The sequence below is a fragment of the Brucella pecoris genome, from assembly GCF_006376675.1.
GTDB lineage: Bacteria > Pseudomonadota > Alphaproteobacteria > Rhizobiales > Rhizobiaceae > Brucella > Brucella pecoris.
The window spans coordinates 155,488-181,420 of sequence record NZ_VEWK01000001.1 but is presented as its reverse complement, the minus strand read 5'-3'; the positions used below and the strand labels follow the sequence as shown (position 1 = coordinate 181,420).

The window sequence follows — 25,933 nt, the reverse complement described above, 5'->3', positions numbered from 1 at the left end:
TTTGCCCGGAGAGAAATGGGAACCAATCGATATTTCAAGCGTTTACTTTGATCATCTAAGACGGAGGGTTGCACGTGAATATCTTCAAACAAACCTGTGTCGGGGCGTTCGCCGTAATTTTTGGAGCAACCTCCATCGCACCGACGATGGCTGCCCCTATGAATCTGGAACGCCCTGTCATCAATCAGAACGTCGAACAGGTGCGTGACCATCGCCGCCCGCCGCGTCACTATCATGGACATAGACCCAACCGGCCAGGACATTGGAACGGTCATCGTGGCTATCGTCATTATCGCCATGGCTATCGTCGCCATAACGACGGGTGGTGGTATCCACTGGCGGCGTTTGGCGCAGGTGCGATCATTGGCGGCGCGATAAGTCAGCCTCGCCCCGTTTATCGCGCGCCGCGGATGTCAAACGCGCATGTGCAGTGGTGTTATAACCGTTATCGGTCCTATCGCTCCTCGGACAATACCTTCCAGCCCTATAATGGGCCACGCAAACAATGCTACTCGCCCTATTCTCGCTGATAATTGGAAAAGCGCCCTTCGGGGCGCTTTTTTCGTGGAATTTGCGTTGTATTGAACAGAAACGTGATGAATTTTTCGGTTTCTGCCATAACCCAATGCTGGACGCCTTCCACAAAGAGGAATAAGCAAGCCCGCGTCATATCAATGTCGCGGGCAACATTTTCTCCTTTTCCAGTCTTTTGCGACATGAAAGACATTATTCAGAACGTGGATAGTGGAAGAATTGTGCTCGACTTTCTCCATGACCAGTTCAGTCCAAAGTCGACTGTCGCTCTTTAGCTGCCTGCATTGCGCGAGTAGCAGAACGATGTCGGCGTAACTTTGAGTTTGGAAATGTCGCATACCACCGCCGCAAGCCCCGCCCCCACCAATGCGCAACGTCTGGCGATGACCGCCCTGATCGTTGGCGGCATCGCTATCGGCAGTTCGCCGATCTTCGTCCGACTTTCCGAGGTAGGTCCGCTGGCAACAGGCTTCTGGCGTCTTGCACTGGCAGTTTTACCGCTGGTGCTCATGGATGGCCGCGAGCGGCGCGACGAGAAGGATGCAGCGCCACTCACTTTGTCAGACTGCCTGCGCCTCGCCCTGCCCGGCCTGTTCATCGCTTTCGATCTGGGTGCCTGGCACTTGTCGCTGCACATGACATCGGTTGCCAATGCAACGCTGCTTGCCAATATGGCACCAATTTTCGTTACACTCGGCGCATGGCTGCTTTTCAAGTCGCGCGTGAACTCTTCCTTCATGGTCGGGCTTGCCGTCGCAGTCATCGGCGTTGTTGTTCTAAAGGGCGGACCGGGTGAGCTTCTCCAATCCCGATCCTCCGGCGATGCGATGGCCCTTTTGGCCGCAGTCTTCTATGCCGGTTACATTCTTTCGGTCGGACGCTTGCGCAGCCGCTTTTCCACTATGCGCATCATGCTTTGGAGCAGCGCAATTGCGGCTGTCTTTTCGCTGCCTGTCGCTTATGTGACGGAAGGTCAGATCCTGCCTGCCACGCTTTATGGCTGGCTTGTTCTTGCAGGTCTTGCATGGGTAACCCACGCGGCAGGTCAGAGCATGATTGCCTATGCCCTTGCCTATCTTCCAGCGTCGTTTTCGTCGCTCACCTTGCTTCTGCAACCCGTCGTCGCGGCATTTCTTGCCTGGACCATTTTATCGGAACCTATCGGCATGTTGCAGGCTCTGGGCGGCATCATCGTGATATCAGGTATTCTGATCGCTCGAAGAGGCTAGAACATGAAAAAGCCCCGGATAACCGGGGCTTATTTTTTCTGGAACCAGTTATTCGGCCAGCCATTCCTTGATGCGGTCCGGATGGTCCGCGATATATTTATCCACGGCCTTCTCGTAGGACGTCTCCTGCGCATCGAACATCGCAGCTTCAAGCTCGCTGATCGGAATGCTCATCTTGGTCAGCAGCGATGCGACCTTCGGATTGTCTTCCTTGAAGCCCTTGCGTGCGATGGCGTCGATATGTTCTGCACCGCCAAGAGCACCTTCAGGATCGGCGATGTAACGCAGCTTGTACTTGCCGAACATCCAGTGTGGGCTCCACGACGTTGCCACGAACCAGCCGTCAGAACGCGTAGCACGGTCGACCGTCGTCAGCATAGCCGCTTCACTCGAAATATTGAGCTTGTAATCCAGCCCGTATTTCTTGATCGCTTCCTGTGACAGGCGAGTAAGGCCTGCACCCGGGTCGATGCCCTGAATTTCGCCCTTCAGCTTCTCGCGAACTTCCGGCTTCTTCAGGTCTTCAATAGAGCTGATCTCGCTTTCCGGGATGTAAGCTGGAACGATCCAGCCGAGCTTTGCGCCTTCATAGAGCGGGCCGAGATCTTCGACCTTGTCCTTCACGCGCGCATAGTAGTCGGCATGCGTTTCCGGCAGCCAGGCCATCATCATGGCATCGATGTCGCCACGGCTCACGCCCTGGTAGAGTGGGGCCACGTCCGTCTGAACCAGCTCGACCTTCTGGCCGAGATTGTCTTCGATCAGCTTCTTGGCAAGTTTGGTGACGAATTCAGCATCCGACCAGGGTGCCCAGCCGATTTTCACCGGCTTGCCGTCCTGCGCAAATGCTGCGCCCATGCTCATCGTTCCCGCCACAACTGCCGCCAGACCGAATTTGGTTAGTTTGCCTAACATAGTTTCTCCTTTTCGATTGGTATCAGTTCCCGTTGTTATTATTGGGTTATTATTGGGTTATTCTTAGTTATTTTTGTCTGCTTCATGCTTCCTGCTTGCGAAAGGACGAGGCGGACTGGTTGTCCGCCGCCTTTCTTAAAGATGCGAGCCTCTTGAAAAATCCCGCTCCGCCCTTGCCGAAGCTCTGGGTAATGCGGTCGAGAATGACCGCCAGAATGACCACTGCAAGGCCACCTTCGAAGCCAAGCCCCACATTGAGGCGCTGAATGCCGGTCAAAACCGTATTGCCGAGGCCGCCCGCGCCGATCATCGATGCGATAACCACCATCGAAAGCGACAACATGATTGTCTGGTTGATACCGGCCATGATCGAGGGCATGGCGTTCGGAAGCTGCACCTTGAACAGGAGCTGCCGCGACGTGCAGCCGAAGGCCAGTCCGGCTTCGACGAATTCCGCATGCACCTGCCGGATACCGAGATTGGTCAGACGCACGACCGGCGGCATGGCGAAGATCACCGTCGCAATCGTTCCGGGCACGGCGCCAAGGCCGAAAAACATCGCTGCCGGAATGAGATAGACAAAAGCGGGCATCGTCTGCATGAGATCGAGCACCGGACGCACGATCGAAGCGACCGTATCATTCCGCGCCATGGCGATGCCGAGCGGAATACCGATCACGACAGCGATAACCGTAGATGCCAGCACCAGAGAAAGGCTTTCCATCGTACCGGTCCACAACTCCATGTGGATGATGAGTCCCAATGCAAGAGCCGCGAATATCGCGAATTTCCACCCTACACGCCACAGCGCGAGCAATGTGAGAATTGCAACCCCGCCTATCGGCGGAACAACAAGAAGAGCATTCTGGATGCCGTCGGTAACAAAACCGATGGCGGCTGCGATCATATCGAGCGCGGGCGTAAAGTGGTCGAGAATGTAATTGACCACAACATCCGCCCATCCGCCGACACTAAAATTCAAATCCATGTTTTACCGTCCATTTCCGTATTTCTTCTGGATTGGACCAATTCTGCCTTTATCGGGCAAAAGTCCGTTGGCGCGCTGGTCTCAACCCGCGCGTCCAAGCGTTTCGAGCAATGCCGATTTGCTGATGGCACCGACATAACGGTTCTGGCGGTCAGTAACCGGAACCGGCCAGGGGCTTTCCGCCACCTGCGTCAGCAATCCGGAAAGGGGCGCCTCGGCTTCGATAGCAGGAACACTATCCAGCCTCTCGCCATCTTGCGCTACAGCACCCTTTGCCAACGCGTCGCGGCTGACCATTCCGCGATAAGTGCGGTCGGCATCGATCAATACGCCAAACGTCTTGCCGCTCGCGTCGAAACGTTCGAGCGCTGTTGCAAGCTGTTCGGGCTCGAAGACGATCAGCTCATCCTCACGAGCCACATCGGCAGCCTTGAAAACGCGTGACACATCGACATTGCGGAAGAAGGAACGAACATAATCGTTGGCCGGTGCGGACACGATTTCATTTGGCGTTCCCACCTGCACGACCTTGCCGTGCTGCATGATGCAGATACGGTCGCCGATCCGCATGGCTTCGTCCAGATCGTGACTGACGAAAATGATCGTTCGGGTGTGTTCTGCCTGAAGCCGCTTGAGTTCATCCTGCATTTCGGTGCGGATCAGCGGATCGAGCGCGGAAAAAGCCTCGTCCATCAGGAGAATGGTCGGCTCGCTCGCCAGAGCACGTGCCAGCCCGACACGCTGTTTCATGCCGCCGGAAAGCTGATCCGGCATGCTGTGGGCATAAGGCTCAAGCCCGACGGCAGCGAGTGCATTCAGCGCTTTCTGATGGCGCTCAGTTTCGCCCATTCCAGCCACTTCAAGACCGAACGAGGCATTGTTCAGGACCGAACGATTGGGCAGGAGGGCGAAAGACTGGAACACCATGCTCATGTCGCGGCGACGAAGATCGATCAGCTCACGCGTGCTCATCTTGACGATGTCGCGACCATCCACTTCGATGGAACCGGCAGTCGGTTCGATCAGGCGATTGAGCAGACGCAGAAGCGTAGACTTGCCCGAGCCCGAGAGCCCCATAATAACGAATACTTCGCCTTCGTAGATGTCGAAGGTGGCATTGTCGACGCCGATTGTCGCGCCGAGTTCGCTGTGAATCTGGGTTTTTGACTTACCTGCGCGCAGTTCCTGCATTGCGCGCTGCGGGTCATCGCCGAAGACTTTAAAAACGCTCTTCAAGCTTATTTTTGTCTTAGCCGGCGACTTCATACTTTCTTCCTTGTATAAAATACCATGCATTAAGTTTAACCCCGCTGTGCTGGCGGACTTAAATCTCCTTTTTACAATGATAGAACTTCATTCCAACGCAAATCGCTCACACGCGATCTGCGTTCCGCGAACGGTCCGCATGGAATGATTATCGATAGATTTCCTGATTCTATATAGGTCATTTCCCGACATGTCCACCCACAGCCGTGAATTCATCTGAATGATCCGTCCAGCAACCGTCCCCTTGAATGATTTTTTTGAAGGGTTGCGCGGCGGGTTTTGGGGGCTGATCGACACGGCTCAAAGCAGGAGACAATCGACCAGCCTGAAAGCAATAGTAGTCTCGTTCCAGTCAATTATCGGAACGGCCTGCGACAAATATGCTATCAGGTGCGACATCATCCGAATTAGTACAATTCATGATAAAAGCGACTATAATTACAGAAAAATAGTGTGATTATACTGCAAGCTGAAACTATCTAGTCTATACATAAAAACGGCGCGAATTGAGCAATTCGCGCCGTGATATACAGGTTTCAAAGGTCTCGATTTTCAGCGGTAAGCCATATAGCCGACAAAGCCTGTGATCTTCCAGCGCGCGCCTTCACGACGGCAAAAATAAAGCGTCTGCCAGTTGAGGCGATCGACGGTTCCGTCCTTCTTTGCGATCGTTCCATCGAATTTTTTCCGCGCAAAAGCGACATCGCCGGTAATATCGATCACGCTCAGATTCGTCGCACGGAAGATACCGTCTGCCAAGGATTCGGCATACTCAACCGCCGCACTTTCCGCCGCCTGCCGCAGCCATTCATCGCGATAACTTATGAGCGTCGGAAATCCCGCGTCCCATTTGTCGGGATCGCGATCATTGTGTGCATGAATGCCAAGGAAGCGCAACTCGTCGAAATCATCGGCCACCAAGGACCAGTCTTGCGACACGAAAGCTTCGATATCGCGCCGCACGAGCATTTCCCAAATCTGTTCGCGATCCTTGTCGCCAGCAAACGGATTGACCGCGCCTTTCATGCTATCCTCCTGATTATCCTAATTTTCCACGTGCGGCGACCGGCAGTATGTCAACGACATCCTTGCCCGAAACAAGATGAACCTCGTCGAAGAGATTGGAAACGACGCAGACATGGTCGGGAATAACGCGGACCCGCTCACCAACTTTCATGTCGGCGACGTCGCCGGTCAGTTTGCCGTGCTCCTCACTCAAGCCGATCAGACGGGCGTCGGGACGCCCCATTATCTCACCATAATCGCTTAGTCCCAACGTATCGCTGGATAGCGCCTTGGAACCGGCATCAATGATTGCGCGCTCAGATGTTGGGTGACTGACGACCGTTGAAAGCACCGTCAAGGCGCAATCATCCACTGTCGCCGCTCCCTTGGCGACCTGATAACGGTCGAAATAGATATAGGTACCAGGGCGATACTCGGTGACAACACTGTCAGTGGGTTTGCGCCACATATCGGGCGTACCGCCGCTCGAAATCGTCTCGCACGGAAAACCGTTTGCTTCCAGCAGTTCGCGTGCCGAACAAAGCCATTGTTCAGCCTCGTCCGGTTTTCCCGCTGCGGGATAGGTCATCAGTCCGCCGAAACGCAGCCCTGCACTTTGATCGATAATCCGTGCAAGTTCCAACGCTTCGGCTGGCGTCTGCACGCCACAGCGCCCCATACCGGTGTCGCATTCGACAAGCACTTTCAACGGATGTTTTTCATCGGTGAAACGCGCTGCAAGCCCTGCAAGGGAGGTTGAATTATCAACCGTCACCGACAGCGTGATGCGTTGATGCAGGGCGTGAAGGCGATCAAGCTTTTCCTGACCCAGAATATTATAGGGCAGGAAAATGTCCGTCAGCCCCGCATCGGCCATGACTTCCGCCTCACCAAGTTTCTGGCAAGTAATCCCGGTCGCGCCCGCTTCCACCTGCATTTTGGCAAAGAATGGCAATTTATGCGTCTTGATATGCGGGCGCAGTTTCACGCCCACGGAATCCGCATGGGCTTGGGCCTTGGCGATGTTCGCTTTCACGCGATCAATGTCGATGAGGATCGCGGGTGTATCCACCTCGTGCACGGTTTTCGGTCTGGTCATGTATCAGTCTCCCAGCGGCAAGCGCGGATCATCTATGGTGAGCGTATTGAGGCTATGCTTGATGCGACGCAGGCTTTCCAACACCTTCGGCCCTCGCGCTTCCGCCGTAGCCGTGGCGATCATGTCGAGAATGGCGAGCAGCGCAAAGCGCGACGATGTTGGCTTGTAGATATTGCCATCTTCATTGGCCTGATAAGGAATGAGTACGTCCGTCGCCCTGGCGAGATCGGATCCGGCAGGTGTGATCGCTACCGTCTGCGCTCCATATTGCCGCGCGACAAGCACGGCCTCCACCACCGAACGCGCGAAGCCGGAGACTGAGAAAGCGATCACCGTCGTTTCATGCGTAGTGACGGCGGCATACATGCGCTGCAACTGCCCATCCACTTGCGCGCTGACCGGAATACCCAGCCGGAACAAACGGTTCTGCATCTCTGTTGCCAGCATGGACGAGATACCGCCGGACCCAAGGCTTAGAACAGGACCACCGGCGGCAAGTCGTTCGGCCACTTTCATCAATACGCCCATATCGAGCCCGTCGCTTGCACGCTGGATAGCGGCAACCGCCGCATCGGTTACAGCCGTGGCTATACGACTCTCACGAACGTCACGAGCGGGAATTTCCGCTGTCAGATACTGGCCGCCAATGGCCAGCGCCTGCGCCAGAAAAAACTTGAAATCACGAATCCCATCACAGCCGAGTGCTCGACAAAAGCGGGTCACAGTGGGTTCACTGACACCGGCTCTGGCGGCGATTTCCGAGATTGCCGCCTTGGAGGCGTAATCAGGATCGGCCAGCACAAGTGCCGCCAGCCGCCGGTCGGATTTCGATCCGTCCTGCGCCACGACATGCAGCCGCGTGATGATGTCGGCAACCTTGCTCATGGGAAGTTCAAAGCGGGAGACCGCTATCCTTGTCGAAAAGATGTATATGTTCGCTCTTTGCAGTTACAGGCACTTGCTCGCCCGGCGCAAGGTGAATGCGCTCGCGAAACACAGCTCGTATGGGCTGTCCCGCAATGCGGCCATAGATATGCGTTTCGGGACCTGTCGGCTCGATCACCTCCACAGTGAGCGTCAGCCCCTTGCCAGCCTGCGTGACCGTGAAGTTTTCTGGCCGAATGCCCGCTTCCGCCTGCCGGGCATTTGACGGCCCCGCTGAAACGGCGATCTCTTCGCCTTCACCTGTGCGGAATATTCCTCCCGACACAGTTCCGGGAATGAAGCTCATCGACGGTGAACCGATAAAGCTTGCAACAAACTTGTTGGCGGGGCGGTCATAAATGTCCAACGGTGCGCCGATCTGTTGAATCTTGCCCTGGTTCATAACCACGATCCGGTCGGCCATGGTCATGGCCTCGATCTGATCGTGGGTGACATAGATCACCGTCGATTTCAGCCGCTGATGCAGGGCCTTGATCTCCGTGCGCATCTGCACACGCAACTGCGCATCGAGATTGGAAAGCGGTTCGTCGAACAGAAACACCGATGGTTCGCGAACAATGGCACGCCCCATGGCGACGCGCTGGCGCTGCCCGCCCGAAAGCTGACGCGGATAGCGATCAAGATAGGAATGGAGATTGAGGATGGACGCCGCCCTGTCGACCTTCGCGGCTGTTTCTTCCGACTTCTCGCCGCGAATGCGTGGGCCAAAACCGATATTTTCACGCGCCGTCATATGCGGAAACAGCGCATAGGATTGAAACACCATCGCGATATTGCGCTTTTGCGGTGGTAGCTCATTAGCGCGTTCCCCACCAATCAGAAGGTCGCCGCCGGAAATGGGCTCAAGCCCGGCCACCATCCGTAAAAGCGTGGATTTTCCGCAACCGGAAGGACCGACCAGCACAAGGAATTCCCCGCTTTGAATATCGAGATCGACACGGTCGAGAACGGTCAATTGTCCGAAGGTTTTGGTGATACCGCGCAGCGAAACCTCTTTCATCGCTCAGTTGCCTCCGAGAATATCTTCGATGAAAGGACGGCAGCCCGCAGTCAGACCGGCATCGACCGGAAGGATCGCGCCGGTAATGCCCGAAGCACGATCCGACGCCAAAAATGCGACCGTTTCCGCCACTTCACGCGTGTCAACGATACGCCCCAACGGATAAAAGCGCTGCAGGCGGTCCAGCACGCTTACATCCTGCGCGATACGATGATCCCATGCAGGCGTTCTTATCGACCCCGGACAGACGACATTGGCGCGCACGCCCTTCCTTCCGAACTCAACCGCAATACCGCGCGCAAAAGCATTGATTCCGGCTTTGGCAGCCGCATAAGCCGGGTTTCCGAAATGCAGGAGACCGTTGACCGAGGAAATGAAGACAAAAACGCCGTGTCCGCGCGCCGCCATGGCCTGTGCCATGACATTGGAAAATCCGGCAACCGCAGTCAGGTTGAGGTCGATCTCAGCGTCGATATTGCCCTGCCCCAGCCCATCGAAGGTCTCGGCACGGGTCCAGCCCGCATTGTTGATGACAATATCGGGCAGGCCCGATTCCGCTATGATCCGCTCTGCGGCCAGCTCCAGTCCCTCACGGTCAAGCAGATCAAAGGCATGACGCGCATGAAAATCATCGCCGGTCATTGCCTCCAGTGTGGTATCGCAACCGATCACGCGGGCGCCGCGTTCAGAGAACAGCTTGACCAGCGCGCTTCCAACACCGCCACCGGCCCCGGTAACCAGCACCGACTTTCCCGCAAATTCGCCTGCTTGCTCCACGCTATTCCCCTTTTATGCGGCAGCTTTCTGCACCTGTTTATTCCCACCAGCGTAAAAGTCAAAATGTAAGTTTGCAACAAAACTTTTCACTTGAAAGTACCGATCAAGCCGATAATGTAAGAAAATAACAAAAATAGATCATCATCGCACCAATGCGGGGCAAAACAAGGGAACGGGAAGATGTCTATCAACAAATGGAAGGCTGGCCTGCTGGCCGGATTGAGCATTCTGGCGCTGTCGTCGGTCGCAAATGCCGGCGAAGTACGTATGACCGTGGCGGAGTACAGCTCCAAGACCGGTCCTTATTTTGAGGAGGTCAAGAAGGCGTTTGAGACTGCCAATCCCGGCATTACACTCAATTTCGAAGTGGTTCCGTGGGATGTGCTTCTGCAGAAACTGACAACTGATATTTCGGCAGGCACCAATGCGGACCTTTCGATCATCGGCACGCGCTGGCTAATCGATTTCGTACAGCAAGGTATCGCTGAACCCCTCGACGGCTATATGGATGACGCATTCAAGGGCCGCTTCATCGAGACTTTCCTGTCGCCGTCCGTTCTTGAAGGCAAGACCTACGGCCTGCCGATCGCAGCATCTGCCCGCGCCATGTATTACAACAAGGATCTGCTGGCCAAGGCAGGCGTCGAAAATCCGCCCGCAACCTGGGACGAACTGAGAGCCGCCGCCACCAAGATCAAGGCGCTCGGCGGAGAGAATTACGGTTTCGGCCTGCAGGGCAAGGAAATCGAGACCGACGTTTATTACTATTACGGCATGTGGTCCTATGGCACGGAAATCCTGAACAAGGACGGCACCTCCGGCCTCAGCACACCCGGCGCGCTCGAAGCCGCGAAACTTTACAAGTCGCTGATCGACGATGGCCTGACCCAGCCCGGCGTCACCTCCTATGCCCGCGAAGACGTTCAGAATCTGTTCAAGCAGGGCAAGGTCGGCATGATGATTACCGCGCCTTTCCTTTCCAACCAGATCAAGGAAGAAGCGCCGGACCTCAAATATGGTGTCGCAGCCATTCCTGCCGGGCCAACAGGCGCGCGCGGCACCTATGGCGTGACCGATTCCGTCATCATGTTCCAGAATTCCAAAAACAAGGAGGAAGCTTGGAAGGTGCTCGACTTCCTGTTCCAGACCGAATGGCGTGCCAAGTTCACTCAGGGCGAAGGCTTCCTTCCGGTCAACAAGGAAGAGGCGAAGATGGATTATTACGTCAATAATGCCGATCTTGCCGCCTTCACTGCGCTACTGCCGGACGCTCGCTTCGCGCCGATCATTCCGGGCTGGGAAGAAATTGCCGACATCACGTCCAATGCCATGCAGAGCATCTATCTCGGCAAGGGGGAACCTGATGCCGTGCTGAAGGAAGCTGCTGCCAAGGCGGACGCGATCCTGAAGAAGTAACACTCCCCGCCTGCCTGGCGGTGCCCTCGCGCCGCCGGGCTCTTTTCTTTTCCGGGATATTGATTGCCGATGCAAAGCCGCACCCTGCCCTATCTCCTGATCCTGCCGAGCCTGCTTCTGGCTGCGGTGGTGATCTTCTGGCCCGTGGTGCATCTCGTTGAAATTGCCAGCCATGACGTGAACCGCTTCGGGCAGCTTCGCGATTTCAATGACGGCGCAAATTTCACTGCGCTTTTCGCAACACCTGACTTTCTCAACGCACTCTGGCGCACCGCAGGCTGGACCGTCGCCGTGGTCGGCGGCGCACTGATCGTCTCCATTCCAGTCGCCATCATTCTCAACATGGATTTCTATGGCCGTTCGGTAGCGCGCGTCATCGTCATGCTGCCCTGGGCGGTTTCGCTCACCATGACAGCCATTGTCTGGCGCTGGGCGCTCAACGGCGAAAGCGGAATGCTCAATTCCGCACTGCGCAATCTCGGTATCATCGACAGCAATATTCAATGGCTGGCGAGCGCAGCTACCGCCTTTCCCATGCAGATACTGGTCGGTATTCTGGTCACGGTGCCTTTCACGACCACGATCTTTCTCGGCGGACTGTCATCCATCCCGGAGGATCTCTACGAAGCATCGTCGCTGGAAGGTGCCAGCCTGTGGCAGCAGTTTCGCGAAATCACCTTTCCGCTGCTCAAGCCCTTCGTGAATATCGCCATCGTGCTCAATACAATTTATGTCTTCAATTCTTTCCCGATCATCTGGGTCATGACGCAGGGCGGACCGGCAAACTCCACCGATATTCTGGTGACGCATCTCTACAAGCTCGCTTTCCGCCTCGGAAAGCTGGGAGAAGCCTCCGCCGTATCGCTTATCATGCTGGCAATACTCCTCGTCTTCACGGCGATCTATATCCGCCTTGCAATGCGGGGAGAACGCTCATGACCGGCTCAAAGCTGAAACGCACAATCATTGCCTGGGCCGTTCTGTCACCACTTATCGTGCTGACACTGTTTCCCTTTGCGGTGATGTTTTTCACCGCCGTCAAACCGCCACAGGAAGTTCTCTCTCCAACGTGGTGGCCAAGTACCTTCCGCTGGCAGAATTTTTCGGAAATGTGGGTTCAGACCAAATTCGGGCAAGCACTTCTGAACTCGCTTTACGTTTCGGTCATTGCTTCCGTCGGCGCGATCATTGTCTCCATTCCTGCGGCCTATGCCATGTCGCGTTTCCGCTTTGCAGGCCACGGTGCATTCCGGCAATTCCTGCTCATTTCGCAGATGATTTCGCCCATCGTTCTGGTGCTGGGCCTTTTCCGGCTGCTCGCTGCCTATGGGCTGATCGAAAGCGTCTCTGCGGTCGGTGCGGTCTATATGGCTTTCAACATCGCCTTCACCGTATGGATGCTGCAAAGCTATTTCGACACCATACCGCGCGATCTGGAAGAGGCCTCGTGGATGGAAGGAGCCGGACGCGGCAAGACACTGATAAAAGTGTTCCTGCCCCTTTGCCTGCCTGCCATCGCCGTGACCGCTATCTTCACCTTCATCAATGCGTGGAACGAATTTGTCGTGGCGCTGACAATGCTGCGCAGGCAGGAGAGCTACACGCTGCCCATTCAGGTCTTCTCGCTGGTAGCCGGGCGTTACACTGTCGAATGGCATTATGTGATGGCGGCAACCCTCCTTGCCACACTACCGGTCGCTATCCTTTTCATCTGGCTCCAGCGCTATCTCATCAGGGGACTAGCCCTTGGAGCAGTCAAATAACCGGAGAAAATCATGTCCAGAAAACAGGTCTTCGGCGCATCGCATGTGCCACTTTCCCCTGCGGTTCGCGCAGGCGACACCGTCTACATTTCCGGTCAGGTGCCGGTCGGACCAAACGGCCAGATCGTTGAAGGCGGCATAGAGGCCCAGACCAAACAGGTGCTCGAGAACGTCAAGGCCGCACTGGCACTTGCAGGCGCCACCATGGAAGACGTCGTCAAAACCACAATCTGGCTGGAAGATGCTCGGGATTTCGGGCGAATGAACGCCGTTTACGGCAGCTATTTTCCAAAAGAGCCTCCAGCGCGCACTACGGTCGAATCCCGCCTGATGATCGACATCAAGATCGAAGTCGAAGCCATCGCCTACGCACCGCTGAAATAAACACGCCACCTCCCCCTTACCGAGTTTTTTCCATGCGCATTTTTACCGCGTCGCTTGCGACAGAAACCAACACGTTCTCACCGGTTCCAACCGACAGGGCCTCGTTCGAAATGGCCTTCTATGCTGCACCGGGCAAGCATCCGGAAACGCCGACGCTTTGCTCTTCGCCCATCGTCGCATTACGCAAACGTGCGGCGGCGGAAGGATTGACCGTCATTGAAGGCACTGCCACCTGGGCGGAACCTGGCGGTTTGTTGCAGCGGCAGACTTTCGAGGAATTGCGCGATGAAATTCTCGATCAGCTTAAGGCGGCAATGCCCGTTGATGCAGTCGTTCTCGGCCTGCATGGCGCCATGGTCGCCCAAGGCTATGACGATTGCGAGGGTGATCTTCTGGAGCGCGTGCGCGCCATTGTCGGGCCGGATATTCTGGTTGCCAGCGAATTCGATCCGCATAGCCACCTGACGCCGAAGCGGGTCGAAAACCTCAATATTTTCGCGTCGTTCCTCGAATTTCCTCACACGGATTTTTACGAACGCGGCGAGCATGTGGTCAACCTTGCACTCGATGCCCTAAAGGGTCGCATCAAGCCGGTCATATCCACCTTCGACTGTCATATGATCAGCGTGTTTCCCACAAGCAGGGAGCCGATGCGCTCCTTCGTCGACCGTATCAAGGCGATGCATGGCAAGGACGGGATTCTGTCGATCTCCGTCATTCATGGCTTTATGGCTGCCGATGTGCCGGAAATGGGAACTCGTATTCTCGTCGTCACCGACAATGATCCAGCCAAGGGGGCCGCACTTGCGGAAAAACTCGGGCGTGAACTGATCGCCATGCGCGAACAGACATTGATGACCATGTTCGACACCGACCAGGGCATCGATCGGGCACTGGCTGCCCATGCCGCCAATCCTGCAAAGCCTGCCGTGATCGCCGATGTATGGGACAATCCCGGCGGCGGTGTTGCGGGCGATGGAACCTACGTCCTCCGCCGCCTGATCGAACGCGGTATAGATAATATCGGCGTCGCCACGATCTGGGATCCCGTTGCAGTAACATTCTGCCATGCAGCAGGCGAAGGTGCGGTGATCGACCTGCGTTTCGGCGGCAAGTCCGGTCCACTTGGCGGCGAGCCTATCGATGCGCGTGTGACGGTCATGAAAACCCTTGCCGAAGGCTGGCAGAGTTTTGGCCCAAGCCGCGTAACGCTTGGGCCTACGGCGGTCGTGCGCATCGAAGGTACCGGGATCGACATTATTCTCAACACCAACCGGACGCAGACATTCGAACCGGATATCTTTTCAAATATCGGCATCGATCCGATGAAGAAGGATATATTGGTGGTCAAATCCACCAATCATTTTCATGCAGGCTTCGTGCCGATTGCTGCCGAGATCGTCTATGTCGCGGCGCCCAGCTCCTATCCGAGCAATCCGCGCACAACAAATTATCGCAAGCTCAGCCGCGCCATCTGGCCCCGCGTCGAGAACCCATGGTGAGCAGATGAAAAAGCGCGGGAATTTCCCGCGCTTTTCTCCTTGATCAACCTGCCAGGTCTAGTGCGCCAGATAGGTTGAGATAATCGGCACGTAAGTAACCAGCGCCAGAAGAATAAACAGCGCCATATACATGCTGAAGGCCTGACGGGTGAAATCTCCAACCCTTACCTTCGCTATATTACAGACCATCAGCATGACCGTACCAACCGGCGGCGTCAGCGTACCAATCGAAAGATTGACAATGACGACGATGCCGAAATGGACCGGATCGATGCCCAAAGCCTTTACTGTCGGCATCAGGAGCGGCACCAGAACGATCATCAGGGCTGTACCCTCGATCAAAGCGCCAAGGATCAGCAGGATCACATTGACTGCCAGCAGGAATGCATAAGGGTTGCTGGTGAACGTCGAGATTAGCTGCATCAGCGATTGCCCGGCCTGTTCAAGCGAAAACACCCATGCAAGCGCCGACGACGCCATGATAACCAGCATGACGGATGCGGTCGATTTCGCCGTTTCGATCAGCGAATCCACCACATGCGAGATACGCATCTCGCGATAGATCACGAAACCAATGATTAGAACCAGCGTAACAGCAACTGCACCGGCTTCCGTGGGCGTGAAGATGTTCATGCGGATGCCGCCGATGATCGCGAACAGCAACAGAACCGCAGGCCACGCTGAAGCAAGCGTCGAGGCAATCTCGGCACCGCTCATCCGCTTTTCGCGGCTCGGCTTATAGCCGCGCTTGACCGATGTCGTATAGGCCGCAATCATCAGGATAATGGCGCCCAGAATGCCCGGAACGACACCGGCCATGAACATCTTGCCGATGGAAACATCCGCAATCAGACCGTAGATGATGAGCGCGATACCTGGAGGAATGATCGGCGTGATCAGCGAACCTGCAGCCGTTACTGCGCAGGAAAACGCCTTGTCATAACCGCGCTTGACCATTTCCGGCACCATCATGCGGGTCAACATGGCGCTATCAGCCAGATTGGAAGCGCTGACGCCGCCCATCAGGGTTGAAACCATGATGTTTGTGAGCGCCATGCCACCGCGCATACGACCGACCAGAATATCCGCAACCTTGATCAGACGCTCTGCAATGCCGGTATGCGACATCACCGTGCCAAGCATGATGAAGAACGGAATGGCGAGCAACGATGTATTCTGCGCCGGGCTGATGAAGCGCTGCACGGCAATCGCTATCGGCATCTGGTTGAAGAATGTGAAATAGGTGAAGACCGCAATCAGAATGGCCACATAAAGGCGCATATTGAGCGCGATCAGCGCCAGCATCAAAAGAACGATAGTCGTCAGGCTCATGCCTTGCCTCCCGCAAAAGCGGCGCGCAAGGATTTGAATGCGCCTGCGAACATATAAAGAGCAATAATCACGAAGCCGACAGGCACGGCGATATCGATCCAGTAATAGGAAACCCTCAGCACGTCAGTCACTTTGAACTGAGCGGCAACCGAAAGCTTGTAACCAGCATAGGACACGTAAAGCAGGAACAGTCCCGACAGGATGGCGACGATTGCATTGACGACATCGCGCACTTTTTCCGAAAGCATGTCCACGAGCATCGGGATAGCAAGATGCTGATTGCTACGTTCTGCGGCAACACTGCCAAGCATCACGATCCAGATCATCAACAGGCCGGCCATTTCTTCCGTCCATTGCAATGGTTGATGCATCCAATAGCGCATGACGACGGCGACGTTGAACATCGCAAGCAGGATGAACAGCGGCACTGCAGCCAGCCATTCGATCAGTTTTTCAAACAGTTTCATCGGATTGAATTCCATGAGCGAACCATGCCGCAGCAACGCCGCGACATGGTGATATCCGAATAAGGATGGATCAGTTCAGTTCAGCTTTGATCTTGTCATAAAGACCAGGCGACCATTCCGGGAACTGGGTGTAGACCTTTTCAGCAAGTGCCTTGAAAGGGGCACGGTCGACATCAATGACCTCGACACCGGCTTCTTTCATCTTTTCGATCATTTCATTGTCTTTTTCGATCGTCAGCTTCTGGCTGTAGAGGCCCGCATCATAGGCAGACTCATGGATCATCTTGAGCTGATCTTCCGGCAGCGTGGAGAAGAAGGCTTCACCACCGACGATAAGCGCCACGTTGGTCAGATAGCCAACCTTGCTCAGATATTTGGCTTCTTCCTGGAACTTCTGGCCGTAAAGAACCGAAATCGGGTTCTCGACGCCATCGATCACGCCCTGCGCCAATGCCGGGAAGGTTTCGCCCAGCGGCATCGGGGTTGGGGTCGCGCCCATGGCCTCGAAGGTCTTGATCTGCATGACGTTGTTCGGCACGCGGATCTTCATTCCCTTCAGGTCATCCGGTGTACGGATCGGCTTCTTGGAAATGATCTGACGAATGCCGTAAAGATAGTTCGGCATTACGATGTGAATGCCCTTCTTCTTCAGCTCTTCGCTCTTTTCCTTAAACCAGGGACCGTCATACACCTTGAACAACTGCGCCGGATCGTCAGTCAGGAACGGACCGTAAAGTACGCCGAGGTCCGGGTCATATTCGGCCAGAAAGCCAACATCGGAAATGGTTACGACATTGAGGCCCATCATGGCCTGCTCGGTCACATCCTTCTTGGAGCCAAGCTGCGAGCTTGGATAGAGTTCGAGCGTGATTTCGCCGTTGCTGCGCTTGGCGAGATCATCTTTCCAGTAATGCATTACCTCATCGAAAGGCTCGCCGGGGTTGTTTTCATAGGCAACCTTGATCGACACATTGGCAGCGTATGCAGCCATGCTTCCAGCCAGCAACATGCTGGCGGCGATCATGCCGGTAACGAGTTTCTTCATCAGTATCCTCCCGTATGGGGTCATTAAACAATTGGCCTTGAGGCCGGTTTCCTCCACTAGCGTCCGATGCCATCCTTGCTGGCACCGAACATTTGCTTCGATTTCAGTCGTGCTCGATGATGATCTTCAAAACGTTGCGGTCGCCGTCCCAATAGGGAAGCGCCGCTTCAGCTTCATCGAACGGAAATACCTTCGAGATCAGCTTGTCGGCATCCGCCCCAAGCTTTTCCAGATGGGCGATAACGGCTTCGAAATCCGTGAGTGTCGCATTGCGCGATCCCATGATGTCGAGTTCCTTCAGGTTGAAGAACTGCGTCTGATAGGTGACGGGGGCCTTGGAATAACCGACATAAACCACCCGGCCCGCAAAGCCTGCCAGATCGACAGCCTGCGTGAAGGTGATCGGCAGACCAACCGCTTCAAAAGCAACATCCACACCGTCGTCATTGGTCAGTTCCTGAACCTTCGCGACGACATCCTCACCGCCCGGCAGAGCGTGTGTTGCACCGAATTGCAGTGCCAGCTCACGCTTTTCGGCACTCGGATCGATGGCGATAACCTTCGCACCGCGCGCAAGCGCGCCGATGAGAACGCCCATGCCAATCATGCCGCAACCCAGAACAGCAACCGTATCGCCTGCCTGAACACGTCCGCGCTCGACGGCATGAAAGCCAACCGAAAGCGGCTCGACCAGCGCCAGATAACGAGGTGCCAGCGTATCGTTCAGGATCAGCTTTTCGGCAGGCAGCACGATCTGGTCAGCCAAGCCGCCATTTTGCTGAACGCCAAGTGTTTTGTTATAACGGCACGCATTAAGCCGACCTTTGCGACAGGACGAACATTCACCGCAATTCGTATAGGGTAGCACGATGACCCGCTTGCCTTTGGCGTAGGCAGCACTCACGCCCTCGCCTGCTTCGATAATCTCGCCGCCGATTTCGTGCCCCGGAATACGCGGTAACTGGACCAGTGGATTAAGCCCCTTGAAGGTGTTCAGATCGCTGCCACACAGACCGACATGCCGAACCCGCACGCGAACATGACCCGCCAGCAACGGCGCTTCGTCGATTTCGGCAAAACGTGTGACGTTTTCGCTCTCGATACGCAGAGCTTTGACCATCGAATTATTCCTGTCATTCATCATTGAATACAAAGGGGATCAGGTTACAGCGCCGACCTGCCACGGCACGAATTCGTTGTCGCCATAGTCATAAACTTCGCTCAACGTCTTCTCGCCGGATGCGACCGCGATGATATGTTCGAACATCCGCGTGCCGGACTGCTCGATGGTTTCATCGCCAGTGACGATGCCGCCGCAATTGATATCCATGTCTTCCTTCATGTGTTCATACATTTCGGAATTCGTGGCGATCTTGATACAAGGCGACGGCTTGAAGCCTGAAACCGAGCCGCGACCCGTGGTAAAGCAGATGACGTTGCAGCCACCAGCCACCTGTCCGGTTACTGCGACGGGATCGTAACCCGGCGTATCCATGAACACGAAACCGGGTTCAGTCACGGTTTCAGCAAATTCATAGACGGCCTTGAGCGGCATGGAGCCACCCTTGGCAACAGCGCCGAGCGACTTTTCCAGAATAGTCGTCAGCCCGCCGAGCTTGTTGCCATGCGACGGATTGTTGTTGAGTTCGTCGCCGTTGCGCGCTGTGTAATCACGCCACCAGTCGATGCGCTGCAACAGCTTTTCTGCCACCACAGGCGTTACTGCGCGACGGGTCAAAAGATGCTCAGCGCCGTAGATTTCCGGTGTTTCCGACAGAACGGTCGTACCGCCATTGCGTACGATAAGGTCTGAGGCATAGCCGAGCGCCGGATTGGCCGAAATGCCGGAATAACCGTCCGATCCGCCGCATTCCAGCGCCACTTTCAGCTTCGAAAGAGGCTGTTTGGTGCGCGCCGCCGAATTGACCAGCGGCAGCATTTCCTTGATCTCGGCAATCGCATGATCGATGGTTTTGCGCGTACCGCCATGCTGCTGGATCGTCATGGTGCGCAGGCGTGAGCCTTCTTCCATGCGGTAATGTTCCAGGATCGGCGCAATCTGATTGGTTTCGCAACCAAGTCCGATCAGCAATATGCCGCCGAAATTCGGATGTTTGGCATAACCCTGAATGGTGCGGGTCAAAAGGCGATAGCCTTCCGACTTGGTGTTGAGCGCGCAACCGCTGCCATGGGTCAGCGCCACGACGCCATCAACATTGTCGAAACCGTCGAGACCGCCCATTCGGTTGAAATAATCAGCGATGTAACGCGACACCGTGGCCGAGCAATTCACCGACGAAATCACACCGATGAAATTACGTGTGCCGACACCGCCAGCGCCCCGGTCATAGCCCATGAAATGACGGCGTTCGGCCTCCGGCAGCATGCCGCGCTCTTCGATATCGATGGAGAATTGATGCTCGTGTTCGGAGGGCAGCATGGCGAGGTTCTGCAGATGCACATGCTCGCCCTGCGCAATATCCTTCGTCGCAATGCCGATCACCTGACCATATTTCAGGACTTCCTTACCTTCAGGAATATCGCGAATGGCAACCTTGTGTCCGCGTCCGATCAGTTCGCGGGCCTTTATCCCGTCAAGGCCGATCGGATCGCCTGCGCGAACCGAAACGCGCGCAACCGCAACGTCATCCGATGGATGCAGCAGAATAACCGGCGCAACGGCTGTAGCAACGGATTCATTCATGTGTCTGACCTCACTCCCAAATCGTTCCCGGCTATTCAGTCACGGGGTTCATTATCCATCCAACGCTGCTTGGATCGATCCAGATGCGTCCGCATGGCTGCCTGCGCCTGAAGCGGATCCCTCGCTTCCAGCGCAGCATAGATGGCTTCGTGCTCGGCCAGTGCCAGAGCCCATGTATCGTTGGTTTCGAAGCGCGTCCTGATATGCGACGTCAGCGGACTATGCCGCTCGTCAAAAAGGTCACGCACGATGCGCACAAGCACGGAATTGCCCGATTGCTCCGCAATGAGCAGGTGGAACTGCCTGTCTAGCTCCATCGCCTTGCGCCCGGCATCGACATTCACCTTCATGGCGTCAATCGTTGCCCGTAATTCGACCAATGTTTCAGGCGTCATGCGTGCACAGGCCGTGACAACCACGCTGCCTTCGACCAGTTCGCGCGCCTGCATGATTTCAAGCGGGCTCTCGCCGATGGAGCCTCCTTGCGAAAGCGAACGCTTTTCCGGCTCCACCGTGACATAGATGCCGGAACCCATGCGGATTTCGACGCTACCGGCGATTTCAAGCGCAATCAGCGCCTCGCGTAGCGAAGGCCGCGACACGCCGAGCTGTTGTGCCAGCTCGCGTTCAGCCGGCAGCCTGCTGCCAGCAGGAAACTGACCATCCTGGATAAGGCTTCTCACCCGATCTGCGATCTGCTGATAAAGCCTGCGGGGTTCCGCTGTTGCCGTAAACTCGCTCATTGTGCTCCCAAATTCGCCTCTCCTCGAATTGGCCTTACCATATTTCCAACCGGATAGAAGCGCAATATGCTTAAAAGCCCGAAGAATTGCGGCATAAAGCACATTTCCACATCAGGACCCGAACCAATCTCCCGATAAAGAATCCTACTGGCTTGACCAATTTGACCTGCATCGCGTAGTTAAAACCACTGATTTATGGGAGAAAGTCATGCACGAGAAGCCCGCGATATTGCAGTTCGGAACCAGCCGCTTTCTGTTGGCGCATGCCGATTTCTTTGTTTCGGAGGCGCTTTCGAACGGGAAAGCCATCGGAACGATTGCCGTCGTGCAGACGACTTCAAACCCGCAGAGCAGCCAGCGTATTGCGGCTTTGAACGAAAATAGCGGCTATCCGGTGAAAATCCGTGGCCTGATTGACGGCAAGCCATCCGAGAAAGTGCATCAGGCAAAGGGCGTCACCGCTGCCTATTCAGCTCATCATGACTGGGCAGCGATTCTCGATCTCGGCACCACCGTCGATGTGATTCTTTCCAACACTGGCGACAAGGGTTACGAGCTCGATCCAGCCGATGACAGCTCGCTTCTTGCAAACCCAGATGCCTTGCCGAAGAGTTTTCCGGCCAAACTTCTGGTGCTTCTGCATCATCGCTGGCAGCACAACCCCGATACGCCATTGTCGCTCTTTCCCTGCGAGCTGATCTCGCGCAATGGCGACAAGCTGCGTTCGATCCTTATCGATCTGGCTCATGACTGGAAATTGCCGGACAGTTTCGTGCAATGGCTCGAAGCCCGGTGCATCTTTGCCAACAGCCTTGTTGACCGCATTGTTTCCGAACCCATAGAGCCAATCGGCGCCATTGCCGAGCCCTACGCGCTCTGGGCCATCGAGAAAGCCGATGGCCTGACGCTCCCTTGCGAACACGACGATATCGTCGTCACCGACGATCTTGCACGTTACGAGCATCTGAAGCTCTATCTGCTCAATCTTGGTCATACATTCATCGCGGAACAATGGCTGGTGGGTAGCCGTCCGAAAGACGAGATCGTACTGGAAGCCATGCAGGACGAGACGATCCGGAATGAACTGGAAGCGGTCTGGCGTGAGGAAGTCCTGCCGGTATTTGCCGCGGATGGCCTTGGCGAACAGGCGGAAGCCTATGCGGCTTCGGTGCGGGAGCGGTTTCTCAATCCGTTTCTCAAACACCGCATCGCAGACATTGCTTCCAATCACGAGGAAAAGAAGCACCGCCGCTTCGCACCGGTCATCGCCCGTGCGGCGGAACTCGGCCTCAATCTCGATCAGCGCCGCCTGAAAGCGGCTGTCGGTTAGAGCGCATCCCGAAAAGTGTGAAACGGTTTTCGGAACAAGATGCGCGTAAAAACAAAAAGATAGAGCATTCCCAATGATTCAATCAAAACAGGAAATGCTCTTGAGCGCCGTGCGTCCTTTCGGACGCACAAAAGACGCCCTAACCTATTGAATCTACGCATCGTTCTTTCCGAAAATCGAATCCGATTTTCGGGCCGATGCTGTAATCCAGTCGTTGAGCTCGATTTCGGCGCGTTCCAGCGCGCTGTAGTTCAGCAGTTTGCGCAAAAGCGCAACAGTCACGGCACGAGCCCGGAGGTTGAAGCGCTCCTCGTCGGGCTCCCCCTTCTCCTGATAAACGCCCAGCTTTTCATAGAGTTGCTGCAATCTGTTCTGGACGCTTCTCAGCGACAGATTGCGGCGACGGGCGATGACACGATCCGTCAGGCCCAGTGCGATATCGACCAGAATTTCATATTCGCTTTCGCTGAAACCGCTGGCATGACCAAGGCTCTTTTGTTGCAGACCGCGCACCTCGCGGTCGATCACGCATTGCGCCTCCACGAAGATGCTGCGCAATGCCAGCCGCAGCTTGTCGTCGGATGCTGATTTCAACACATAGCCATAGGCAGCGCCTTCCGGCACGATGCGCGACACACCGCGCACATAGGCTTCATCGGCATAATTCGACCAGAACAGGATGCGGGTTTCGGGATTTTCCTTCCAGATGGTACGCGCAGCCTCAATGCCGTTGCGGCCGTTCATCTGCAGGTCCATGACAATATGGGCCGCACGATGCTGGCGCGCCAGTTTTTCGCCCGCCGATCCGTTATCGGCTTCAAGGATGTCACTGCATTCAGGCAGCGCTGCCCGCACAGCTTCGCCAAGATAGGCGCGATGCAATGGATCATCTTCCACGATCAGAACATGCATTTTACCCTCCGACCTCCCGGCACATCTCCGCGGGGAGATGGATCGTCACACTTGTGCCGCCACTTTCCCCGTTCTTCCTGATAGCGAAACTTGCAGAGATCAATCGCGCCCGCGTACGCATATTGTCGATCCCATGACCGGGACCGGGACGCTGCATCTGACGATCCATGCCGATACCATTATCCGCGACTTCGACGAGAAGACGACCGCCTTTATCGCGAAACGTCACAAGCAACTGGCTGGCATGGGCATGACGGATCGTGTTGTTGATAGCTTCTTGCACAATGCGGAACAGCGAGGTTGCAACCGTTTCTTCCAGCCGATCAGCCATGCCGTCGCTGCGGTCATCCAATGTCCATTCGATTAACGAACCGCTGTCCCGCACCGAACGGCCAAGATGGTTTTCTGTTGCCTGCACGAAACCGAAAAGCTGGAGAATGGAAGGTTTTGCTTCCTCAATGATTTGTCTGAGATCGTGCATGCAATGCTGGAGACCACGAAACAGCGGCTCAAGCTGTTCACCGGAAAGGTCTGGCACATGCGTGAGCCGTTCCACATGCCGGGCAAGCCGGGTGAGATCGGCCAGCGTCTGGTCGTGCAGATCCATGCCGATGCGGTGGCGTTCGGTCTCAAGAGCCTCGGTTAGTTTCAAAGCGCCGAAACGCAAGCCTTCCTCGCGGGCTCGTGCTTCAGTTTCCACAATGGCGGAGCGCTTGGCCTGCTCTGCGGCGCGGATTGCGTAGAAATAAGGCGCAAGCAGATCGGCAATCGACTGGGCGTTTTGCACGTCGCGCATGGTGTAGCAGGCGGGCGTGAGACTGGAACAGCTTAACGCGCCTATGATATCGCCCTGCGCCTTCAAAGGCACATGCAGGCGCCCTTTCAGGTCATGCTCGATAATCGGACTGGAAAACGAGCCTTCGAAATGAAAGCGCGGATCCGCGCGTGCGTCGTCGGTCAGAAGATAACCAGCCTCACCCGACAACAAAGTACGGATAGGACTGCCGGACAGAAGCGCTGGCGGATTGCGGCTCCAGGCGGTGGCGATGCCAGCCTCGTACGCAATGTGGAATTTTCCATCGAGCATCTTGATGCAGACGTCCAGATGGTCGTACGGCAGGATATGCGTGATCTCTGCCGCCACGGCCTGAATGATGGAATCGAAATCGAGCTGTCCGGCCAGCAATCTGGAAATATTCAGATAGTGGTCGAGCAACCTTTGAGGCGCGAGTTCGGCCAAGCGTTTCTCCTCCAGAACGCAAATTGCTGCTTATGAAGCTCTATAATACGCCGTGACATCCTCGGTGCGTCTTGCGGGAAACCGCAATTTTGCTACGGGAACCCGCAGCGCAGTTGCTTCATTCGGCCTTCACAGAAAGCTCCTCTTCTTTCATCCTCGCTTCACCAGAAAATTGCCCGCTAGACAAGAGTGAAATCGAGTCAATTGCGGTTGGTGCCGTTGAGGAGCGGCGGTGCGGGAGGCTTCGCACCATATTCAATTTCAACGAACCGAAGCGCTGGGGCGCTGCGGGGCGGAATATTTGCAAACGGGAGGAAAGAATGAAGCTTGGGAAAATCCTTTTTGCGTCTGCGGCATTGGCAGGCGTTCTTTCGGCAGGCAGCGCGCTCGCCGACACTTCATCGAAGAAGATAGCGTTCTCGAACAACTATGCGGGTAATTCCTGGCGTCAGGCCATGCTGGAAAGCTGGGACAAGATCACCAAGGAAGCCGTGAAGGCTGGTGTGGTGGCTGCCGCCGATCCGTTCACGACCGCCGAAAATCAGGCGACGGAACAGGCTGCCCAGATCCAGAACATGATCCTGCAGGGCTATGACGCCATCGTCATCAACGCCGCTTCGCCAACCGCTCTGAACGGCGCCGTGAAGGAAGCCTGCGATGCGGGCATCACTGTCGTTTCCTTTGACGGTATCGTCACAGAGCCTTGTGCATGGCGCATCGCGGTCGATTTCAAGGCCATGGGCGAAGGCCAGATCGACTATCTCGCAAAGCGCTTCCCCGATGGCGGCAACCTGCTTGAAATCCGCGGCCTTGCCGGTGTTTCAGTCGATGACAATATTCATGCCGGTATCGAAGAAGGCGTGAAGAAGAACCCGAAATTCAAGATCGTCGGTTCCGTCAACGGTGACTGGGCCGCCGATGTTGCGCAGCGCGCCGTTGCCGGTATCCTGCCGAGCCTGCCGAAGATCGACGCTGTCGTGACGCAAGGCGGCGACGGTTATGGTGCGGCACAGGCCTTTGCTGCCGCCAAGCGCGAAACGCCGACCATCATCATGGGCAACCGTGAAGACGAACTGCAGTGGTGGAAGAGCCAAAAAGACGCCAATGGCTATGAAACCATGTCGGTTTCGATTGCGCCCGGCGTGTCCACGCTGGCTTTCTGGGTCGCACAGCAGATTCTCGACGGCAAGGAAGTGAAGAAGGATCTCGTCGTTCCGTTCCTCAGCGTCAGCCAGGAATCGCTCGACAAGGATCTGGCCAATACCCAGAAGGGTGGCGTGGCCAATGTCGAATATGCGCTTGAAGACGCGCAGAAGGTCATCGACGCCGCGAAATAA

Annotated in this window: 26 protein-coding genes; 9 read left to right on the top strand and 17 right to left on the bottom strand. The window is 55.8% G+C overall.

Features of this window, described 5'->3' with window-relative positions; all coding sequences use genetic code 11:
* Positions 1-74 precede the first annotated feature (74 nt).
* Positions 75-530: a BA14K family protein gene (locus tag FIB18_RS00860; RefSeq protein WP_140018952.1), complete on the top strand. Its 456-nt coding sequence runs from the start codon at positions 75-77 to the stop codon at positions 528-530.
* On the opposite strand, the gene FIB18_RS24920 is transcribed toward FIB18_RS00860, so the two are convergent.
* Positions 518-718 (bottom strand): hypothetical protein, encoded by a 201-nt coding sequence (locus FIB18_RS24920; protein WP_174977369.1) that lies wholly within the window; start codon positions 716-718, stop codon positions 518-520. The two genes, FIB18_RS00860 and FIB18_RS24920, sit on opposite strands and share 13 nt — an antisense overlap.
* A 145-nt stretch (positions 719-863) precedes the next feature.
* Here FIB18_RS24920 and FIB18_RS00850 point away from each other — a divergent pair, with 145 nt between their 5' ends.
* A complete protein-coding gene (locus tag FIB18_RS00850) occupies positions 864-1,763 on the top strand; it encodes a DMT family transporter (RefSeq protein ID WP_140018950.1) in 900 nt (299 codons plus the stop codon).
* A gap of 48 nt (positions 1,764-1,811) precedes the next feature.
* On the opposite strand, the gene FIB18_RS00845 is transcribed toward FIB18_RS00850, so the two are convergent.
* The 8 genes from FIB18_RS00845 to FIB18_RS00805 form a co-directional block, all read right to left on the bottom strand.
* On the bottom strand, positions 1,812-2,678 hold the full coding sequence (locus tag FIB18_RS00845) for a glycine betaine ABC transporter substrate-binding protein (protein ID WP_140018949.1): 867 nt from the start codon (positions 2,676-2,678) through the stop codon (positions 1,812-1,814).
* A gap of 82 nt (positions 2,679-2,760) precedes the next feature.
* Positions 2,761-3,666 (bottom strand): ABC transporter permease, encoded by a 906-nt coding sequence (locus tag FIB18_RS00840; protein WP_140018948.1) that lies wholly within the window; start codon positions 3,664-3,666, stop codon positions 2,761-2,763.
* Between the two features lie 81 nt (positions 3,667-3,747).
* Positions 3,748-4,932 (bottom strand): glycine betaine/L-proline ABC transporter ATP-binding protein ProV, encoded by a 1,185-nt coding sequence (gene proV / locus FIB18_RS00835; RefSeq protein ID WP_140018947.1) that lies wholly within the window; start codon positions 4,930-4,932, stop codon positions 3,748-3,750.
* A gap of 552 nt (positions 4,933-5,484) precedes the next feature.
* On the bottom strand, positions 5,485-5,958 hold the full coding sequence (locus tag FIB18_RS00825; RefSeq protein ID WP_140018946.1) for a hypothetical protein: 474 nt from the start codon (positions 5,956-5,958) through the stop codon (positions 5,485-5,487).
* Positions 5,959-5,971: 13 nt separating this feature from the next.
* Positions 5,972-7,036: a D-TA family PLP-dependent enzyme gene (locus tag FIB18_RS00820; RefSeq protein ID WP_140018945.1), complete on the bottom strand. Its 1,065-nt coding sequence runs from the start codon at positions 7,034-7,036 to the stop codon at positions 5,972-5,974.
* 3 nt (positions 7,037-7,039) lie between these two features.
* Positions 7,040-7,921 carry a MurR/RpiR family transcriptional regulator gene (locus FIB18_RS00815; RefSeq protein ID WP_140018944.1) on the bottom strand — a complete coding sequence of 294 codons (882 nt, stop codon included), beginning with the start codon at positions 7,919-7,921 and terminating at the stop codon, positions 7,040-7,042.
* Between the two features lie 7 nt (positions 7,922-7,928).
* Positions 7,929-8,981, bottom strand: a complete 1,053-nt coding sequence (locus tag FIB18_RS00810; protein ID WP_140018943.1) for an ABC transporter ATP-binding protein — start codon at positions 8,979-8,981, stop codon at positions 7,929-7,931.
* Between the two features lie 3 nt (positions 8,982-8,984).
* Entirely contained in the window at positions 8,985-9,758 is a 774-nt protein-coding gene (locus FIB18_RS00805; RefSeq protein ID WP_140018942.1) for an SDR family oxidoreductase, read from the bottom strand.
* 180 nt (positions 9,759-9,938) lie between these two features.
* Between FIB18_RS00805 and FIB18_RS00800 the strand changes: the two genes are divergently transcribed.
* The 5 genes from FIB18_RS00800 (at position 9,939) to FIB18_RS00780 (ending at position 14,823) form a co-directional block, all read left to right on the top strand.
* Positions 9,939-11,174 (top strand): ABC transporter substrate-binding protein, encoded by a 1,236-nt coding sequence (locus tag FIB18_RS00800; RefSeq protein ID WP_140018941.1) that lies wholly within the window; start codon positions 9,939-9,941, stop codon positions 11,172-11,174.
* 69 nt (positions 11,175-11,243) lie between these two features.
* Complete coding sequence (locus FIB18_RS00795) at positions 11,244-12,113, top strand: carbohydrate ABC transporter permease (protein ID WP_140018940.1); 870 nt, start codon at positions 11,244-11,246, stop codon at positions 12,111-12,113.
* Complete coding sequence (locus FIB18_RS00790; protein WP_140018939.1) at positions 12,110-12,937, top strand: carbohydrate ABC transporter permease; 828 nt, start codon at positions 12,110-12,112, stop codon at positions 12,935-12,937. Before FIB18_RS00795 ends, FIB18_RS00790 begins: the two co-directional genes overlap by 4 nt.
* A gap of 12 nt (positions 12,938-12,949) precedes the next feature.
* Entirely contained in the window at positions 12,950-13,321 is a 372-nt protein-coding gene (locus tag FIB18_RS00785; protein WP_140018938.1) for a RidA family protein, read from the top strand.
* Between the two features lie 32 nt (positions 13,322-13,353).
* Entirely contained in the window at positions 13,354-14,823 is a 1,470-nt protein-coding gene (locus tag FIB18_RS00780) for a M81 family metallopeptidase (RefSeq protein WP_140018937.1), read from the top strand.
* A 57-nt stretch (positions 14,824-14,880) separates the two neighbouring features.
* Here FIB18_RS00780 and FIB18_RS00775 read toward each other — a convergent pair whose 3' ends face one another.
* The 6 genes from FIB18_RS00775 to FIB18_RS00750 form a co-directional block, all read right to left on the bottom strand.
* Positions 14,881-16,155, bottom strand: coding sequence for a TRAP transporter large permease (locus tag FIB18_RS00775; protein WP_140018936.1), 1,275 nt, complete (start codon positions 16,153-16,155; stop codon positions 14,881-14,883).
* Positions 16,152-16,622 carry a TRAP transporter small permease gene (locus tag FIB18_RS00770; protein ID WP_174977371.1) on the bottom strand — a complete coding sequence of 157 codons (471 nt, stop codon included), beginning with the start codon at positions 16,620-16,622 and terminating at the stop codon, positions 16,152-16,154. Before FIB18_RS00770 ends, FIB18_RS00775 begins: the two co-directional genes overlap by 4 nt.
* A 70-nt stretch (positions 16,623-16,692) precedes the next feature.
* The gene (locus FIB18_RS00765; RefSeq protein ID WP_140018934.1) at positions 16,693-17,667 is read right to left on the bottom strand and encodes a C4-dicarboxylate TRAP transporter substrate-binding protein; all 975 of its coding nucleotides are present in this window, start codon (positions 17,665-17,667) and stop codon (positions 16,693-16,695) included.
* Between the two features lie 103 nt (positions 17,668-17,770).
* Positions 17,771-18,787 (bottom strand): zinc-binding alcohol dehydrogenase family protein, encoded by a 1,017-nt coding sequence (locus FIB18_RS00760; protein ID WP_140018933.1) that lies wholly within the window; start codon positions 18,785-18,787, stop codon positions 17,771-17,773.
* 39 nt (positions 18,788-18,826) lie between these two features.
* Positions 18,827-20,371, bottom strand: a complete 1,545-nt coding sequence (locus tag FIB18_RS00755) for a UxaA family hydrolase (RefSeq protein WP_140018932.1) — start codon at positions 20,369-20,371, stop codon at positions 18,827-18,829.
* 35 nt (positions 20,372-20,406) lie between these two features.
* A complete protein-coding gene (locus FIB18_RS00750; protein ID WP_140018931.1) occupies positions 20,407-21,114 on the bottom strand; it encodes a FadR/GntR family transcriptional regulator in 708 nt (235 codons plus the stop codon).
* A gap of 208 nt (positions 21,115-21,322) precedes the next feature.
* On the opposite strand from FIB18_RS00750, the gene FIB18_RS00745 reads away from it, so the two are divergent.
* On the top strand, positions 21,323-22,444 hold the full coding sequence (locus tag FIB18_RS00745) for a mannitol dehydrogenase family protein (protein ID WP_140018930.1): 1,122 nt from the start codon (positions 21,323-21,325) through the stop codon (positions 22,442-22,444).
* A 153-nt stretch (positions 22,445-22,597) separates the two neighbouring features.
* On the opposite strand, the gene FIB18_RS00740 is transcribed toward FIB18_RS00745, so the two are convergent.
* Entirely contained in the window at positions 22,598-23,356 is a 759-nt protein-coding gene (locus FIB18_RS00740) for a response regulator transcription factor (protein ID WP_140018929.1), read from the bottom strand.
* Position 23,357: 1 nt separating this feature from the next.
* Positions 23,358-24,596: a GAF domain-containing sensor histidine kinase gene (locus tag FIB18_RS00735; RefSeq protein WP_140018928.1), complete on the bottom strand. Its 1,239-nt coding sequence runs from the start codon at positions 24,594-24,596 to the stop codon at positions 23,358-23,360.
* Positions 24,597-24,916: 320 nt separating this feature from the next.
* On the opposite strand from FIB18_RS00735, the gene FIB18_RS00730 reads away from it, so the two are divergent.
* Positions 24,917-25,933, top strand: coding sequence for a substrate-binding domain-containing protein (locus FIB18_RS00730; protein ID WP_140018927.1), 1,017 nt, complete (start codon positions 24,917-24,919; stop codon positions 25,931-25,933).

Excerpts from the sequence above, each read along its gene's own strand:
- proV (WP_140018947.1), bottom strand. The coding sequence starts at position 4,932 with ATGAAGTCGCCGGCTAAGACAAAAATAAGCTTGAAGAGCGTTTTTAAA.
- FIB18_RS00785 (WP_140018938.1), top strand. The coding sequence starts at position 12,950 with ATGTCCAGAAAACAGGTCTTCGGCGCATCGCATGTGCCACTTTCCCCT.
- FIB18_RS00745 (WP_140018930.1), top strand. The coding sequence starts at position 21,323 with ATGCACGAGAAGCCCGCGATATTGCAGTTCGGAACCAGCCGCTTTCTG.
- FIB18_RS00730 (WP_140018927.1), top strand. The coding sequence starts at position 24,917 with ATGAAGCTTGGGAAAATCCTTTTTGCGTCTGCGGCATTGGCAGGCGTT.
- FIB18_RS00770 (WP_174977371.1), bottom strand. The coding sequence starts at position 16,622 with ATGAAACTGTTTGAAAAACTGATCGAATGGCTGGCTGCAGTGCCGCTG.
- FIB18_RS00800 (WP_140018941.1), top strand. The coding sequence starts at position 9,939 with ATGTCTATCAACAAATGGAAGGCTGGCCTGCTGGCCGGATTGAGCATT.
- FIB18_RS00780 (WP_140018937.1), top strand. The coding sequence starts at position 13,354 with ATGCGCATTTTTACCGCGTCGCTTGCGACAGAAACCAACACGTTCTCA.
- FIB18_RS00790 (WP_140018939.1), top strand. The coding sequence starts at position 12,110 with ATGACCGGCTCAAAGCTGAAACGCACAATCATTGCCTGGGCCGTTCTG.
- FIB18_RS00840 (WP_140018948.1), bottom strand. The coding sequence starts at position 3,666 with ATGGATTTGAATTTTAGTGTCGGCGGATGGGCGGATGTTGTGGTCAAT.
- FIB18_RS24920 (WP_174977369.1), bottom strand. The coding sequence starts at position 718 with ATGTCGCAAAAGACTGGAAAAGGAGAAAATGTTGCCCGCGACATTGAT.
- FIB18_RS00810 (WP_140018943.1), bottom strand. The coding sequence starts at position 8,981 with ATGAAAGAGGTTTCGCTGCGCGGTATCACCAAAACCTTCGGACAATTG.
- FIB18_RS00755 (WP_140018932.1), bottom strand. The coding sequence starts at position 20,371 with ATGAATGAATCCGTTGCTACAGCCGTTGCGCCGGTTATTCTGCTGCAT.
- FIB18_RS00740 (WP_140018929.1), bottom strand. The coding sequence starts at position 23,356 with ATGCATGTTCTGATCGTGGAAGATGATCCATTGCATCGCGCCTATCTT.
- FIB18_RS00795 (WP_140018940.1), top strand. The coding sequence starts at position 11,244 with ATGCAAAGCCGCACCCTGCCCTATCTCCTGATCCTGCCGAGCCTGCTT.
- FIB18_RS00775 (WP_140018936.1), bottom strand. The coding sequence starts at position 16,155 with ATGAGCCTGACGACTATCGTTCTTTTGATGCTGGCGCTGATCGCGCTC.
- FIB18_RS00825 (WP_140018946.1), bottom strand. The coding sequence starts at position 5,958 with ATGAAAGGCGCGGTCAATCCGTTTGCTGGCGACAAGGATCGCGAACAG.
- FIB18_RS00760 (WP_140018933.1), bottom strand. The coding sequence starts at position 18,787 with ATGGTCAAAGCTCTGCGTATCGAGAGCGAAAACGTCACACGTTTTGCC.
- FIB18_RS00750 (WP_140018931.1), bottom strand. The coding sequence starts at position 21,114 with ATGAGCGAGTTTACGGCAACAGCGGAACCCCGCAGGCTTTATCAGCAG.
- FIB18_RS00765 (WP_140018934.1), bottom strand. The coding sequence starts at position 17,667 with ATGAAGAAACTCGTTACCGGCATGATCGCCGCCAGCATGTTGCTGGCT.
- FIB18_RS00815 (WP_140018944.1), bottom strand. The coding sequence starts at position 7,921 with ATGAGCAAGGTTGCCGACATCATCACGCGGCTGCATGTCGTGGCGCAG.
- FIB18_RS00850 (WP_140018950.1), top strand. The coding sequence starts at position 864 with ATGTCGCATACCACCGCCGCAAGCCCCGCCCCCACCAATGCGCAACGT.
- FIB18_RS00820 (WP_140018945.1), bottom strand. The coding sequence starts at position 7,036 with ATGACCAGACCGAAAACCGTGCACGAGGTGGATACACCCGCGATCCTC.
- FIB18_RS00845 (WP_140018949.1), bottom strand. The coding sequence starts at position 2,678 with ATGTTAGGCAAACTAACCAAATTCGGTCTGGCGGCAGTTGTGGCGGGA.